Below are 15,085 nucleotides of genomic sequence, written 5' to 3' on the forward strand. Positions count from 1 at the left end.
AGACCGCAGTGCCTTCGGTCCCGATCGTCGTCGGCGCGCTCGGACCGTTCATCTTCAGGAGAGTGATCCCGACGATGTTCCTGCTCAGTCTCGTGCCGATTGGTGCCTACTGCTTCAAGGGCCCGTTCTGAAGCATGGCGTCGGAATGGCTCTCGGCGGCAACAGCGACAAGAATAGCCGGGATCAACCCCGTATCGAATTTCGATCGATGGGGCGTGATGTTCAACGTTTATCGCAAATCAATGACGCCACGCACAGGTAAGAACTGGAGTTGCCTTTTAGCCGGACCCGCAGTTTTAGTGCATAGAAGATCCTGTATATTAGCCGCCAGTAAATCTCAGAATTGACTACACCGCTCTTACTCGTACTAACAGTAAGCGTTTCACTGACAAGCACAGTCTGCTTAGGTTCCAACAGGATAAATAGGAGGCCTTCGCATGATCAACGACGATTATGTCCATCGGCCGCGTACCATCGCTTTACGCCAAGTCGCTCCCGACGTCGTTCATAAAATGCTCAATAACCTACCTGGTCAAACGGACTTGATACTCATGTCGCATTTTGGAATCAGCTATAACACATTTCGGAAAATACGATCGGGAGAACCAGTTAGATGCTCAGTCGCAGATCGGTTAGAAAAGAGGTTGCGCCTATGAAACATACCGTTTCCTCGCGCCCACTCCCCCCTGTCTCTTCACGAGCATGCGACGCGTAGCACTAATCGACTTACAATCGGCCATTCACGGCCGCCGAAGCGGTTTCCGAGACCGGCCGTCCGTTCATATCGCTGCAACACGTCAGATGGAGCTCTTGAGCAAGCCGCCTTGTACAGCTCGAGTATTTTATGCGACCAACAAGCGCGCCGGGGTGGGCCCCCGCTAAGGCTTGTGGAGGAGCGAGGTCGATGAGTAGGAGGGGATACAACTTCAAGATTGAAGGGCGGAGCGGCCCGCTTGCGACGCGGTTCTCAGAAGATTCACCTCGGGTAGGCGATATCCAAATGATAGCTGACAACGAGTGGGGTATAGTCATAGGCTTCGACACGTTTGTTCAGAACCCGCTCGGTGGGACTTCCGAAGTCGCCATCGTCCGTCCCTGCAGGGTACTATCATAGCGGCAATGGGTTAAGACGATGCAATTCCGGTCATTCGACGAGCGCTTTTTGCTTCCTACCTTTGGCCATTCGTTCATCCTGCCAGTTCTGCGTCGCAAGCAAGCGTGGCTGCGAGAAGCATCTTTTAATCAAGGCTGTCGGGCTGCTCGCGACTTTGCTCGTTCCGCGGCAAACGGCTCGGCCGCGGACCAGCTGGGCCAGCTACGTCCCGTGGCGATCTCACGACCGAGCCCATAGGCAACGCTGCCCTCCTGCGCGGCCCCCGTCATGTCCCAGCGGGGATCGAATTCGTCGCAAGTCTGATGATAGCATGCCGCGTTGTAACGCGCGCGCTCCCGCTCCCCGGCAACGAGACCACCATTGATAAGATCGCGGCCCGCACGGAAATACACACCGGGCACGCCCTTCTGCGCCAACGCGTAGTGATCAGACCGGTAGTACCAGCCTGCCTCGGTGTTCTCCTCGGGCACGATCTTGAGCCCTTGCGCGGCAGCGACGCGCGCTAGGTCGGTTTCCAGCGGCGTCCTGCCGACACCGATCAGCTCGAGATCACGCGTCCGGCCCAAGACGACATGCGGATCGAGATTGAACTGCGCCGCGGTGAGTGCGAGCGGCAGCACGGGGTGATCGGCATACCAGCTTGCCCCGAGCAGTCCCTTCTCTTCTGCCGTCCACAGGGCGAACACTACCGAACGCCGGGGTCGCTTCGCACTCACGAAGGTGCGGGCGATCTCCAACAGCGTTGCTGTCCCAGTTCCATTGTCGATTGCGCCGTTGCGGATGCGGTCCGCGGCCGGATCGAACGCGTTCTCGCCATACGCATCCCAGTGCGCGCCGTAGAGCACACTGCCGGCGGCAGGATCAGTGCCGGGCAGGATACCGATGATGTTGTGGCTAACGACATGGTCAAGAGAGATAGTCGTCGACGCGGTGAGATACGCGCCCTTGAGTTCGACTGCCCCAAAATCAGCCTTTTGCGCGGCGAGCTTTGCGGCGGCATAGTCGAGACCGCCCTGTTTGAGCATCGCGATGCCGATGTCATTGCGCACGGTTCCACGCAAACCGAATGCAGCGGGCACGCTGCCGGTATCGAGCGCATATCCCGGGACGGCATCGCCCTTGGCAAGTTGAAGCCATGGATAACTCGACGGGAACGTGTCGTGGATTTGGAAGAACGCGGCTGCACCACGCTTCTGCGCCTCGGCGAGCTTTGTGCGTACCGCGGGGGATGAAGCCCGGCCACCGAAGCCGAGATCGCGCCCCGCCTCGACATCCGGATCGCCCGCGAGCGCCACGACCACCTTACCGCGCACATCCACGCCGCGATACGGATCATAGCCGAGGCGCGGTTCGACAACGCCATAGCCAACGAAGACGATGGCTGCGTGGTCCAACCCGGCGGCACCGACGATCCGAGAACTCGCCGCGACGTCGGTGCCGGGTGTGAGCGCCCGCTTGGCGCCCCCCAGATCAAGCGTGAAACTGGCACGATCGCGGGTCCAGCGGAGCATCGGTACCGTCTGGCGGTATCCCTCATCGCCGCCCGGCTTCAGACCAAGCTGCTTGAACCGAGCATCAAGGAACGCGAGCGTTACCGTTTCGCCGGCCTGCGTCGGTCCACGGCCATGGAAATCATCGGCGCTGAGCGTGCGGACATCGGCCTTGATCCGGGCGGCGGACAGAATCGGTGGTGCCGGATCGGTCGCAGCGGTGAGGAGGAGGACAAGGGGAAGCAAGCGTTTCATTACAACAGGATGACCGCGAACCGGCACTGACACAAGCGTGATACAACAATTGATCGGACCGCATCGGCCGCTCGTTCGATGCTTCATCTTGTCAAGGTATGCAGCACCGGACGATACCAAATTCGGTACTAGTGGCTGCGATGTTTTGCGACTGTGCCTCGGATGCTAACCTACGGGTTTCCCGACCGCAGCAATCGTGCATCGGAGCTAAACGAGGAGACCAGTCGCCCGTCGTGAATGCAATCGCGCGCTCGACCTCGGCGTGACGTTTCTCGACACCGCCGACATGTACGGCATTGGGGCCCACGAAGAGCTGGTCGGCCGCGACGTGCGCGAGCGACGCGACTGGATCGTCGTCGCGACCAAGTTCGGCAACGTGCGCGGGGCGGATGGCAGCTTCAAAGGGGTCAACGGGTGCCCCGACTATGTGCGGTCGGCCTGCGACGCGAGCTTGCAGCGGACCGCGCCGCTCCCCTTACACGCGTAACAGAGATACGAATTGCCGATCTGGTTGCGCGATGGAAGAATGCGAATCATGCAGATACTCAAAGCGGCCGGCCTCGCCCTCCTCGTGTCAGTGCCCACCAGTGCGCAGATCGTCGCACAACCCTCGGCAGGAACGTACCAGCGCGCTGTCGCGGCCGGGTACAAGGCAGCTCTCTATTGCTCAGGCATCTTCAATGCGGGACGCACGCCGGAACAGATCGATGGCGATGAGCTGGCCGGCATCTACCCCGACTATGATAAGATCGTGCCAACGCTCATGGCGAACGCCGACCGCACTAGCCAATCCGTCTCCGTAGCGTTCGATCCGAAGCTTCCCCCGAGGCGCGCGATATGGACCAGCGGGCATGGTTGCGTGACCCTGCCGATCGGCGGCACGGCACCGGCTGGCCGCAAGTCGACAGCGGCACCGTCGATTACACCGGCGGATCCGCGGCGCTGGCCGCAGGGTGACGCCGGCATCGCACCGCGCCCATCGCTCACGCTGACCGGCGCAGTCGGCAAGGCATTCGGGACCTCCTATGGCGTCGACACCAAGACGGTCGGCGTGATCGTTGTGAAAGACGGCCAGGTTCTTGCCGAGCAATACGGCCGCGGTTTCGGGCCGTTCGTGTCCAACCGCACCTGGTCGGTCGGCAAGTCGATCGCCGGCACGCTCATCGGCCTCACCAATGCAGCCGCGTTGAAGGCTCCCGCCGCCGTGCCACAATGGAAGGTCGGCGATCCACGGCAGGCCATCACGCTCGACGATCTCCTGCGCATGGCATCCGGCCTGCACAGCGACACCGCCGGCAATCGCACCGATGCCATCTATTTCGGCGGCGCCACGGTGGACGAACAGGCGGTGTCATGGCCTTTGGAGGCGCTGCCTGGGACACGCTTCCGCTACGCCAACACCGATATCCTGCTGGCGGTCTATGCCACCCGAAACGCGATCGGCGAGGCGCGGTACCGGGCGTTGCCAAGCAGCCTGTTCGGTCCGCTCGGCATGGCGCACACCGTCGCCGAGACCGACTGGCACGGCAATTACATCCTCTCCAGTCAGGTCTGGTCGACCGCCCGCGACCTGGCGAGGCTGGGATTGTTCTGGTCGCAAGACGGAGTCTGGCAGGGCAAGCGCCTGCTACCGGCAGGCTGGATGCGGACCATGACGACGCCGACCGGACCGCAGCCCGCGAGCGGACCGGGCTATGGCGCGACGATGTGGCTGTTCGGCGCCAAGCAGGGCCTGCCCGACGGCAGCTTCGCCGCGCAAGGCAACCGGGGCCAGTATGTGATGGTGATCCCGTCCCGGCATCTGGTTGTGGTCAGGCGCGGCGAGGATCCCGGCACCGCGCGGTTCGACATCGCGCGCTTCGCGGCCGACGTTGCCGCCACGTTGCCATAGGCTTCTTACCCGAACGGCATACGCGGCGACCTGAGAGACAGGCGTAAGCCGTCGGCGCTAGTGCTTCGTGAACAGCGCCTTTGGCAGGACGACGTGGACGCCCTTGTTGCGGTCGACGAGCTCGGTAATCTCGACATCGCCTGCGACGCTGATCAGCATGTAAGCATCGTCACGCGTCATGCCTTTTTCCGCGACGAGGAAATCGATCATGTTGCGCAGCGCCTTGCGGGTCGCATGGCTGAGATCATCGTCGAAGCCCATCGCGATATAGGCTTTGGGCGTCTCAGCGCGCGGATAGCTGATCGCCGCCTTCTTGTGCAGCACGAACTCGAACGTTCCGGTCAGCGAGGTTTCGAGAGCGGTGATATCGACTTCGCCATTGCCCTGCGCGGCATGACCATCGCCGACCTGGAACAGCGCGCCGGAGACATAGACGGGCAGGAACAAGGTCGTCCCGGCGACGAGCGCCTTGTCGTCCATGTTGCCGCCGTTGATCGTCGGCGGCGCGCTGTCGTAGCGGCCGAACGCCGATGGCGGCGCGACCCCCATGCTGCCGAAGAACGGCGCCAGCGGCACTTCGATGCCGGGCGCGAACAAGCCGACCATGCGCTTAGCATCCAGCGGCACGATCTTCATGCGGGTATAGGGGAAATCGTCGGTCAGGAACCCCGCCCCGTACCGGAACGCGTTATAGGCATAGGGAATCGCCAGATCGACCTTGCGGATGCGCACTTCCAGCATGTCGCCGGGCTCCGCGCCTGCGATTGCGATCGGTCCGGTCAGGATATGGCCACCGGGACCGCGCGCGCTGGCGGGTACGCCGTCATAGACGGCACGCAGCGCCGGTTCGATCTGCGCGGGCGCGACTCCCGCCTTTTCCAGACCCGCCGGACTATTGGTCAGCAACGTATGGATCACCACCGTGTCGCCCGACCGGATCGTCAACACAGGCTTGTCGGTGGCATCGTAATGCCCCCAGGCGACCGTCTGCGGCGTCGCCTTCAATTCGTAGGTCGCAGCGCCCGCGGGCGTCGCCATGGCAGCCAGAGCGGCAAAGATCAGGTGGCGCATCGTCATCCTCTCAATAGGCCAGAGCGCAGCCGTCGGCGCGCATCTCGCTCGCCGCTGCATATACGCGGGTTGCACCGTCCATGCGGTGTTCGACGCATTCGTAGCGGCCAAAGCCCCCGTCGGGCTCGCCGATCGTCCAGCCGATGTCGGCCAGCCGCTGCTTCGTGACGGCAGGTACACCCGATTCCAGCCGCAGCAATCCACGCGGCCCAAGCCCGGCCGCATCTTCCCCCATCGATTGCGAGGAGCCCTCGTGGTGCCAGCGGGGCGCGTCGCCCGCTGATTGGACCTCTAGCCCATAGTCGACGCGATTGACGATGATCTGCGTCTGCCCCTGCGGCTGCATGTCGCCGCCCATCACACCGAAGCTCATCCAGGGATCGCTCCCACGCGTGGCGAAGCCGGGGATGATGGTCTGGAACGGCCGCTTGCCGGGCGCGTAGATGTTGGGGTGACCGTCTTTCAGGCTGAACAACTGCCCGCGGTCCTGGAACATGAAGCCGAGACCATCGGCGACCAGCCCCGACCCCATGCCGCGGAAGTTCGACTGGATCATCGACACCAGCATGCCGTCCTTGTCGGCGCAGCTGAAATAAGTGGTGTCGCCGTGGCTGGGCGCCTGGCCGGGATGGACGGGGTCGAGGATCCGGTCGCGGCGGATCAGCGCGGCGCGCTGGCGGGCATATTCCTTTGAGACCAGCCACTCGACCGGCACCTTGCTGAACTTCGGGTCGGCGTAGAAGCGCGCACGGTCTTCATAGGCGAGCCGCTTCGCTTCGGCCTGAAGATGGATCGACAACGGCGACTGGAAGCCTGCGTCGCCGAGATCGAAGGTCTCGAGAATGTTGAGCATCTGGAGCGTCGCGATGCCCTGCGTGTTGGCGCCGAGCGCATGCACGTCCACGCCGCGATAGCCCGTCCGGTGCGGCGCGATCCATTCCGATCGATGCGCGGCCAGATCCTCATAGCGCAGCCAGCCGCCGATCCGCTTGAAGTACCGATCGACGACACGGGCAAGGTCGCCGCTGTAGAACGCGTCACGCCCGCCCGCTGCGATCGCGCGATAGGTGCGGGCGAGATCGGGATTGCGAAAGACCTGCCCGGTCGCTGGGCCTTTGCCGTCGGCGAGGCCGTACGTCCTGATCGCGTTCGCCGTTTCCTCGATACCGGTACCCGGCCGGCGGAATGCCGCCATGCTGCGGCGGATGTAATAGGCGATGATGTCGGGCACCGGCGCCCCCGCCTCGGCATGCGCGATCGCCGGCTCGAACAAGTCCGCCCAGGGCAGCCGGCCGTAGCGCTGGTGCATCGTCCACCAGGCATCCACCGCGCCCGGCACCGATACGGACACCGCACCCAGCGGCGGCAGCGCACCGCCGCGCGCGCGGGACCGCACCGTTTCCAGGCTCAGCCCCTGCGGCGACGCGCCCGATCCCGCCAGCCCGACAACCTTGCGCTGCTTGGGATCCCAGATCATCGCATAGGCATCGCCGCCGATGCCACTCGACGTCGGCTCCAGGAAACCGAGGCAGGCGTTGATCGCGATCGCGGCGTCGACCGCCGATCCGCCTCGGCGCAGGATATCGACCCCCGCCTGCGTCGCCAGCGGATGTGCAGTACCCGCCGCGCCGTTGAGGCCATAGGCGGCAGTTCGCGAGGCGAAACTCGCGCCGACCGGGCGGTCCCCTGCCGCGACGTCAGGACGAAGGAAGCGGTCTTCGCCGGCGATCCAGCGCGGCAGCGGCGCCGCGGTCGCTGACTGAGGCGCACCACCCTGTCCGGGGCCCGGAACACCTTGCTTACCTGCCACCCCGGGTCCGGCCTGACCGCCCTGCGCCATACCGATGCCCGGTAGCAAAGCGGCCCCTGGCAAGGCGGCAATGAAAGTTCGACGACGCATAGAGGACGCTCCCGGTGCTGATGCCCGATCTTCGCTGGCTCCTTGAGCGAGTACAAGGGCTTGATCGGTGCTGCGTTACCGCAGCAGCCGCACCCCGACAGTGACCAGTTCCGATAGCGCAGCCGGTCGCCTATGCGTCGCGTGGGGCACGAGCGATCACGGCTTGGCCTGCACGAAGACGGGCCTTCCAGATCTTAACCGAAGGATGCCCGGCAGCCAGGCCGACCAGCCGTCCCTCGATCTGTGCAACCTCTCGCTTGGCCGCATCGAGCTCGGCGGCGGTCGGTGCAGGTTGGATATTGGCGCGCGCGTGCGCGCCGGTGCGCCCCTTGGTCTTGGTCATGGGCAACGCGATGGTCTTAAAGGTGGGACGCGGTCAATGAGGGATGACACCGGAGACGCCGCGTCTCGCTACACGACCCAGAATCGGCCATTCTGACGAAATTTTTGCGGCGCAACTTCGGTCCTTCGTTCATGTGAAGCGAGGGCGGATGGCAGCAGCCTCGAGCGCTTGCGCCAATACGGCGAAATGGGGATTTCCAGCTGTTGCTCTCGTCCAGGGCGAGCGGCGATTTCGAAATCGCTGCCGAAGCGATCCCTGCTAAACTCTGGTCACCGCATTTGCATGAAAAGCGCGACCGCGTTGCGGACGCTATCCGCAAAGCGGTCATAGATCGCGCGTGCGACTTCGGCGATGACAGGCTGGCGATCGCGTCCGCCTCGTGCGAATACAGCGACCGCCACGCGGCGGCCGTCGGGCATGGTAATGAACCCCACATCATTGGTGATACCGTCCAGCGTGCCGGTCTTGTCCTCTACCCGAGTACCTGCGGGGAGCAGGGCGCGGATGCGGCGGGTTCCGGTTGCGCATCGGCTCATCAGTCCGAGCAGAAAGGCGCGGCTTTGCGCGGTCAGAACGGTACCGTTATCCAGCTTGTTCAGCAGCGTGACCATGGCAATCGGCGTGGCAACATCCTTGCTGTCGGCAAGGTGGCCGCGGTCGCGAAGCAACTGGGCTATGGTCCGGTCCATCCGGATCCCAGCTATCTGTTGGGACGACAGCCACTGCTGGATCGCGACGGGGCCGCCAAGCGCGGCGAGCAACTGGTCGGTTGCCTGGTTGTCACTGCGGATGATCATCAACTCCATGACTTTCGCCGCGGATCGGCCAACGATCATGTCCCCGAGGCTGCGTCGCCCTTGATCGACCTCGGCGAGGTAGGTCGCCGCGATGGCGAGCTTGACCGTGCTCGCCATCGGGAACGGTGTGTCGCCGTTGATGGAAACGATCGCGCCATCGCGAAGGTCGAGCGCCGCAATCCCGTAGTCTCCAGAGCGTTGCGCGACGAGCTTGCTCAGCGCGCTCTCAAGCCCGATGAGTTCAGGGGAGCTTGCGACCGCCGGTGCCGGGACGAGGAGGTTTGCGGCAACACTGAAAAGAAGCAGACGGGAAAGCAGGGGCGCGCGCATCGATCATCCTCGAATGTTGTCTTAAAGCGACGTGGTGACGGTGAACCGAAAGCCTCAACGTTTCGTGTTGCATGCCGTTAAGGTCCGGACAACGGCGGGTCGCGGACCTACGACTCGGCAGCTTTTGGAAAAGGCCCGTCGAGCCCGCCATGTCTAAGATCGGGCCCCTGCCGTCCGACCGATTTGAAGAAGACAAGCGTCGACACCTGCTCTTCCCGAACTACCGCCGCCACGTCACAAAGCATCTGTGGTGGCGATACATCAAGCGGCATGCGCCGCGGGTTAGAGTCAATCATCCAAATCCTCTCGACGGGCCGTGTACAGGCACGATCATGAAATCTCCGGCCCGGCCCGGTCACGGCCAAATCGCCAATTGATCCCGTCCGCACGCATGATCCCGCCCACTTGGTGATCCAACTGCTTTTCGAGCGCCGGTCGCCAGGGCACGAGCGTGAACTCCCGGCTCTTCTCGACCAGCGCGAACTTGCCGCTGAGCAGATCAACCTTGCGCGCGAGCCGCCCCTCGATCGTGTCGCCGGTACGGGCCTCGACGAACGTCTTGCCCATCTCCTCGGAAAGCTGCCCGGCCACACGCAGCAACTCGCGCCGCTGGAGGACCGCCAGCGCGTTGGCACGCAGCCTGACGGCGTCACCATCGCGGTCCGCCAATTGCTGCTCGACCAGCCACTGCCGACGGACTGTCACGGCCGAGCGTACCTCGTGCCCAAACCCGGCATCGCGGAGCGGTGTCGGCATGCCTGATGCGAGTTCACGGTCCAACCATGTTGCGGCATCGATGCGGCCGAGCCGTTCGATGGGTATCGCGGACACAGTCTCGACCGCCATCGGCTGGTCGCGCCGCAAGCGCTGCTCATAGGCTGCAGCGCGATCGACATGATCGGCGGCGATGATCCAGGTGCCGTTCGGTTCGCGGTCGACACCTGCGCCGGAGCGACGCATCGCCTCGAGCCGCCGCACATGCGTTTGCGCAAAGGTCTCGGTGGCCGATGGATCGTGGCGAAGGTGCAGGTCGACCGAATAGCGTCCCTCATGCGCCGCCGCGATGGCCGCGACGGTACGATCAGCCGGACGCGACCCGGCTTCGCGCGGGCTGACACGCACGATCGAGCCTTCCGGCGTCGCACTGGTCGCGTCGCCACGCCCGATATCGACATAATGGACGCGGCCATCGACACCATCGACCATCAGATAATGGCGATCGCGATACTCGTCGGAAAAGCCTCGGGTGATGACGCGCCCGACGATCGGCTTCGCGTCGCTGCCGGTGATCACCTGATCCACCCCGGCGCGATCCAAGCGACGGCGGGTGAGTTCGCGCTGCATCGTGCGGACGATGTCACCACGCTCGCCCATGCGGCGTAGCGTATCCTCCAGGCCATCGGCAAGCCGGTACCGGCCGCCGCCGATATCGTCGGCAAGACCCATCGTTTCCAGCCGGCGCAACCGGCCCGCCTGGATTGACTGCTGGAACGGGTCACGGTCGGCGGCTACGACGATCCGATCGGTATCCATACGCCGAAGCAGGCGACGGTCGATCGCGGTCAGCCGCTCCTGGCCGACGTCGTGGCGCAGTCGCTCCTCGATTTCCCGATCGGTACGCGGCCCGAGATCGAGCGTGACCAGCTCGGCCGCACGCTCGCGCAAGCCATGCGAGATATACTCGCGTGCGATGACGAGATTCTGACCGCGATCATCGACCCCGCGCAGCATGACATGGGTATGCGGTCGCTCGGTATTGAAATGATCGACCGCGACCCAGTCGAGCTTCGTCCCGAGGTCGACCTCGACCTGCGTCATCAGTCGGCGCACATAGGGTCTGAGGTCGGGATATTCCGCGCCATCTTCTGCCGAGACTATGAACCGGAACTGGTGACGATCCCCGTTGCAGCGTTCGAGGAACGCCTTGCCGTCGGCAGAATCACGATCGGATGAATAGAGTTCGCCAGGCGCGCCGTCGCGGGTAACGCCGTCGCGCTGGATGTAGCGAAGATGAGCCTTCGCCGTTGCCATGCCCTTGGTCCCCAGTCGCACCAGCCGCGTCTTCACCACCGCGCGGCGCGACCGGAATCCGGCGAGCCGATCGCGACTGGAGAGAAGCCGGCCAACGCTTGCCCCGCGCCCGATCCGACTGCCATCGAAACGGCGCCCCTGAACGCCGGCTTTTGCGCCTGCCAGACGGGCTGCGACGACAACGCGACCGACATAGTTTGCCGCGCGCTTGCCGTCCTTGCCGCGCATGCGACCAAGGTGGGGTTCGAACGGATCGTCGATCACGACGACAATGCTCGATCTGGAACCGGAGTCTCGCGATTGTCTGGCAGGAATGGCGGAATTTGGCTATTTGCCGTACGCATATCTCTTATCGCCGATCCCATGTCTCTCGAAAAAACGATGTGCAGACAAAGACTTGAGGCCTGTCGCGAGACAGTGCCTTTATCTTGTTTTCTCTGCCCCCCTTCCCAAACCGCTCCCCGACGCGCGAAGACAGCCGGAACACGATGCCTGTCCGGCACCGCATCCCGGCCTGAACGATCATGCCGATCACGCATCTGCGAACGCCCTGCGTGCGTCATCCGCACGACGGAAAGCCTGCTTGCCTGTCATGTCGTGCGCGTTTCCATCGCCATCGACGATCATCACCGCAACGAACCACGCGCCGTTCAGCCGTCCGAGAATACGCACGCGGTCCAGCTCTAGTCCGTCGTCATCCGCACTTTCATAGGCGCCGATCCAGCGTTCCTGCACCCTCGCCTGCCAATGAAAATCGCTCTGTTCCGCGTCGAAATAGCGATGCGCCAACGCGGCGCCGGCGCCCCGTCCGAACTCGATGTCGAGCGTAGACACCAGCGCTGCCATCGTTCGATCCGACGCGACCGAGATGGGATGAATCATGGTCATGAAAGCCTCCTTCTTCGTCATCCTCCGATTGAGGACGTGTTCCGGGAGACGGGCGGCGGGGCGGTTGTCAGGGCCGCAAAACGCAGTGAAGCGCCGCGCCAGCGGCGGCGGAGGAACCGATTTTGCCGCGTTGGCAACACACCGGAACGCGCGCGCAGCGCGCTCCCTTTCGCGGCAAAATTGGAGGGGCCGCCGGGCTTGAGAACCGCTCCGCCGTCCGTCAGCATAGGACGACCCGAGACGAGCCCCTCCCCCGCCCGCGATCATGGCACCACGGCCCGAACCGCGAAGATCGATGGTTGCGACACGCCATCCGCCGTCGGTTGAAGACCAGCAGACCCAGCATGACGGATCGCGAACAGCGTCGGCTGCGGCAGGGGTGTTGGCGCCAAGCGCACCGGATCGCCACCACTGACCGTGTCGAGATAGGCGATCGTTTCACGCGGCAATGCCGCCCTACCGGCGAGATAGGCAGCATAGCGGCGTGGCCCGGCATTATAGGCCGCGAACAGGCCGGGATAGCCGAACCGGTCGTACATCAGCCGCAAATAGAGCGTGCCGGCCAGGATATTGTCGCAAGGGTTGTCGGGATCGATACCCAGACCGAGCCGATCGCGCATCTCAGCCCAGGTCTTCGGCATGAGCTGCATCAGGCCGATCGCGCCTGCGCGACTGCGGATCGGCTGACCACCGAGCGTGGTCCTGCCGCCACTTTCGGCGCGCATGACACGTTCGATCCAGCGCATCGGCACGCCGAACCGAGTCGATGCAGACTGGATACAGGACCGCCAGCGATCGATGTCTTGCGCATGCGCCGGTGGAACGGTCAGCATGCCCGCGACGAGGCCGAACCGGGTCAGCGCGCCCATAGCAACCGCGCCTTCCCGATCACGTCCTCACCTTCGGTCGACCCGAAATAGCGCCCGTCGAACGATGCTGGATTGTCGGTCATCAGCAGAAAGAGCTGGTGTCCCCTGAGGTGAACGCATCCGTTCCACCACGGCATGGCGCGGCCGTGTCCGTCGGCGATGCGGCGCTGTGCGATCCGGCGCCCGTTGAGGAATATGGTCTCGCCCAGCGCGCAAATCTCGTCCCCGGCAGAGGCGACGACATGCTTCACCAGCGGGACGTTGGCGGGGAGATAATGGCGGACGGCTGCGAGCATCCGGTACCGCGCAGGCAGCCGTGCGATCACCATGTCGCCGCGGTTGATCGGTGCGCCCGGCGTCACGGCATAGAGCCCGATTGGGGCGCTGGCACTTGCGTTCCAGACAAGGCGCGGCAGCGGCGGCGCGACGATCGTGAGGCCGAGCGTCATGATCCCGACGGTGCTGACGACGACCCAACGCATGCGTTTGCGATGCTTCAGGCGCGCTGCGCGCACGGCGTCGCCCCAGGCGAACAGCGGCGCATCGGACACGCGGGCGGTGCGCTTAGCCATGCCGCAGCTCCCGTGTCGCCTGCTCCGCCGACCAGGCGTCGAGGTCGTCGATATGATATTGGACGAAGCGGCAATGGCGGCGGAAGATCGGCCCCTGGCCCTTCACGCGTAACCGTTTCAGCAGCCGACTCGAGATCTTGAGATAGGCCGCTGCCTGATCGGTGTTGAGAAAGGGCGAGCCGCGTTTGGCGCGATTCGCCCGTTCGATCGTGTCGTCGCTATCCATCATGCGTACCTCCAAGCGACGGCAGCGTGCCGTCTGTGTCCCTGGGGATGGCGTGTGCGACACCGGTTGCGGAGCGTCGAAAACCGGCATCCCCGTTTTCGACACAGCCACAACGGGAAGAATGCCCCGCGCGTCGGCGCGCGGGGCATTCGGGTTCAGCGCGACCAGATGAGCTTGTGCTCGCCATCGTCGCTTTGGATAAGCGTCGCGTAGATCGGTGCCGGGAGCGACGGATCGTCGAGCTTGAGGCTCAGATATTGTGCGCCGGTCTCGCGCGCCGTCTTCGTCCAGGCTGCCCCGAATTCGACGCCAGTGGCGCTGACACGGTGGTCGGGGGACTTGTCTGTGTCGTGCTCGCAGGGGCGGATCGTCGCCTTGACGCGCAGCGTCAGGGTCCGGATTTCGCCGGTGTAGACGCCGTTTTCGCCGCGGGTAAAGCTGCCAATCTGTGCCATGTTAACCTCCTTCATGTGGTGCGATGCCGCCCGATGCGGCCTCGACAGGCGGTCGATCAGGCGGGCGGAGGACGGTCCCGCACCCCGTTCGGGGTCCCCATCGCCTCTGCGCGATGGGGTGGACGAAGGGCCGAAGCACAGCGGAGGACGGCCAAAGCCGGGCTTCTTGTCTCGCGAGGAAGGCGAGGGATAGCCGAGCCGGGGAAGAAGGTCGGCGACGCCGTTGCGGGACCGGCGGCCCCCGCCAGACCCGCCGAAAGAGAGGTCGTTCAGGGCGGCAGCCAGGCATGCAGGAAGGACTGGCAAAGGCGCCTGCCAAGCGCGACACACGGCCTGACCCCACGCGAATTGCATCGATGCTGCATGCGTCTGCCGTGCCCGCCCCCAATTGCCGCGATACTGTCACCAACCAACGCCGCGGACCCTGGCTGTACGAATGACGTGACCGCGGGACGATCGACGCCACGTCCGGCCGGACTGTGGTGAGCGAACCTTGATCGCGCAGCGTCGTTGTCCTGGAGCGCACCGCGATCGGGCCTATGCGGCACTGCGATCGTGCCGGGATTCTGGCCGAAGGACCGGGATCTATCGCGCTTCGTGCGGGGTGATGTGCCCTTCCATGGCGGCGACCGCCGTGATGACGGACACAGGCCGTATCCACCGTTGATAGCGGCAATCTCGGCAGCGACATCGTCCGTCTAGGCCCGGCCCATCGGACCCATTTGGCGGCCGAATCGGACCCAGGATCCACCGGTACAGGGGGGGGGGCATCGTGGTTGAAGGCGTGCTCGACAGCTGCCCGACAAACGCGGCCGAGACGCAAAACGGCGATCGGTTTGCAGCCACCAAAGCC

The 15,085-nt window shown here is 64.2% G+C and carries 13 protein-coding genes and 1 pseudogene; 3 read left to right on the forward strand and 11 right to left on the reverse strand.

All coding sequences use genetic code 11. The features are described 5' to 3' along the window. The first annotated feature begins 8 nt into the window (after positions 1–8). Positions 9–131, forward strand: coding sequence for a hypothetical protein (locus NLI89_RS21765; RefSeq protein ID WP_302675813.1), 123 nt, complete (start codon positions 9–11; stop codon positions 129–131). A 1,111-nt stretch (positions 132–1,242) separates the two neighbouring features. Here NLI89_RS21765 and NLI89_RS15345 read toward each other — a convergent pair. Next, a complete protein-coding gene (locus tag NLI89_RS15345) occupies positions 1,243–2,859 on the reverse strand; it encodes a M28 family peptidase (protein WP_254687821.1) in 1,617 nt (538 codons plus the stop codon). A 250-nt stretch (positions 2,860–3,109) separates the two neighbouring features. Here NLI89_RS15345 and NLI89_RS15350 point away from each other — a divergent pair. Both NLI89_RS15350 and NLI89_RS15355 read left to right on the forward strand, forming a co-directional pair. Further along, positions 3,110–3,346 (forward strand): annotated as a pseudogene (locus NLI89_RS15350) (aldo/keto reductase); the annotation flags it as partial. Positions 3,347–3,394: 48 nt separating this feature from the next. Next, positions 3,395–4,750 (forward strand): serine hydrolase domain-containing protein, encoded by a 1,356-nt coding sequence (locus NLI89_RS15355; protein WP_254687823.1) that lies wholly within the window; start codon positions 3,395–3,397, stop codon positions 4,748–4,750. A 57-nt stretch (positions 4,751–4,807) separates the two neighbouring features. On the opposite strand, the gene NLI89_RS15360 is transcribed toward NLI89_RS15355, so the two are convergent. From NLI89_RS15360 to NLI89_RS15405, 10 genes are all read right to left on the reverse strand, one after another. Next, a complete protein-coding gene (locus NLI89_RS15360) occupies positions 4,808–5,821 on the reverse strand; it encodes an acetamidase/formamidase family protein (protein WP_254687824.1) in 1,014 nt (337 codons plus the stop codon). Positions 5,822–5,831: 10 nt separating this feature from the next. Beyond that, the gene (locus NLI89_RS15365) at positions 5,832–7,721 is read right to left on the reverse strand and encodes a gamma-glutamyltransferase family protein (RefSeq protein ID WP_254687825.1); all 1,890 of its coding nucleotides are present in this window, start codon (positions 7,719–7,721) and stop codon (positions 5,832–5,834) included. A 130-nt stretch (positions 7,722–7,851) separates the two neighbouring features. Further along, complete coding sequence (locus tag NLI89_RS15370) at positions 7,852–8,064, reverse strand: hypothetical protein (RefSeq protein ID WP_254687826.1); 213 nt, start codon at positions 8,062–8,064, stop codon at positions 7,852–7,854. Between the two features lie 269 nt (positions 8,065–8,333). Beyond that, positions 8,334–9,191, reverse strand: a complete 858-nt coding sequence (locus NLI89_RS15375) for a serine hydrolase (RefSeq protein WP_254687827.1) — start codon at positions 9,189–9,191, stop codon at positions 8,334–8,336. A gap of 330 nt (positions 9,192–9,521) precedes the next feature. Continuing rightward, on the reverse strand, positions 9,522–11,486 hold the full coding sequence (gene rlxS / locus NLI89_RS15380) for a relaxase/mobilization nuclease RlxS (protein ID WP_254687828.1): 1,965 nt from the start codon (positions 11,484–11,486) through the stop codon (positions 9,522–9,524). A 267-nt stretch (positions 11,487–11,753) separates the two neighbouring features. Beyond that, a complete protein-coding gene (locus tag NLI89_RS15385) occupies positions 11,754–12,131 on the reverse strand; it encodes a hypothetical protein (protein WP_254687829.1) in 378 nt (125 codons plus the stop codon). A 242-nt stretch (positions 12,132–12,373) separates the two neighbouring features. Beyond that, the gene (locus NLI89_RS15390; protein ID WP_368077289.1) at positions 12,374–12,979 is read right to left on the reverse strand and encodes a lytic transglycosylase domain-containing protein; all 606 of its coding nucleotides are present in this window, start codon (positions 12,977–12,979) and stop codon (positions 12,374–12,376) included. Continuing rightward, positions 12,967–13,551 carry a S26 family signal peptidase gene (locus NLI89_RS15395; protein ID WP_254687830.1) on the reverse strand — a complete coding sequence of 195 codons (585 nt, stop codon included), beginning with the start codon at positions 13,549–13,551 and terminating at the stop codon, positions 12,967–12,969. Before NLI89_RS15395 ends, NLI89_RS15390 begins: the two co-directional genes overlap by 13 nt. After that, positions 13,544–13,777 (reverse strand): helix-turn-helix domain-containing protein, encoded by a 234-nt coding sequence (locus NLI89_RS15400; protein WP_254687833.1) that lies wholly within the window; start codon positions 13,775–13,777, stop codon positions 13,544–13,546. Before NLI89_RS15400 ends, NLI89_RS15395 begins: the two co-directional genes overlap by 8 nt. 155 nt (positions 13,778–13,932) lie before the next feature. After that, positions 13,933–14,232: a DUF736 domain-containing protein gene (locus tag NLI89_RS15405; protein ID WP_254687831.1), complete on the reverse strand. Its 300-nt coding sequence runs from the start codon at positions 14,230–14,232 to the stop codon at positions 13,933–13,935. Positions 14,233–15,085: the final 853 nt, after the last annotated feature.

It is taken from the genome of Sphingomonas faeni (genome assembly GCF_024273235.1).
Lineage (GTDB): Bacteria > Pseudomonadota > Alphaproteobacteria > Sphingomonadales > Sphingomonadaceae > Sphingomonas > Sphingomonas faeni_A.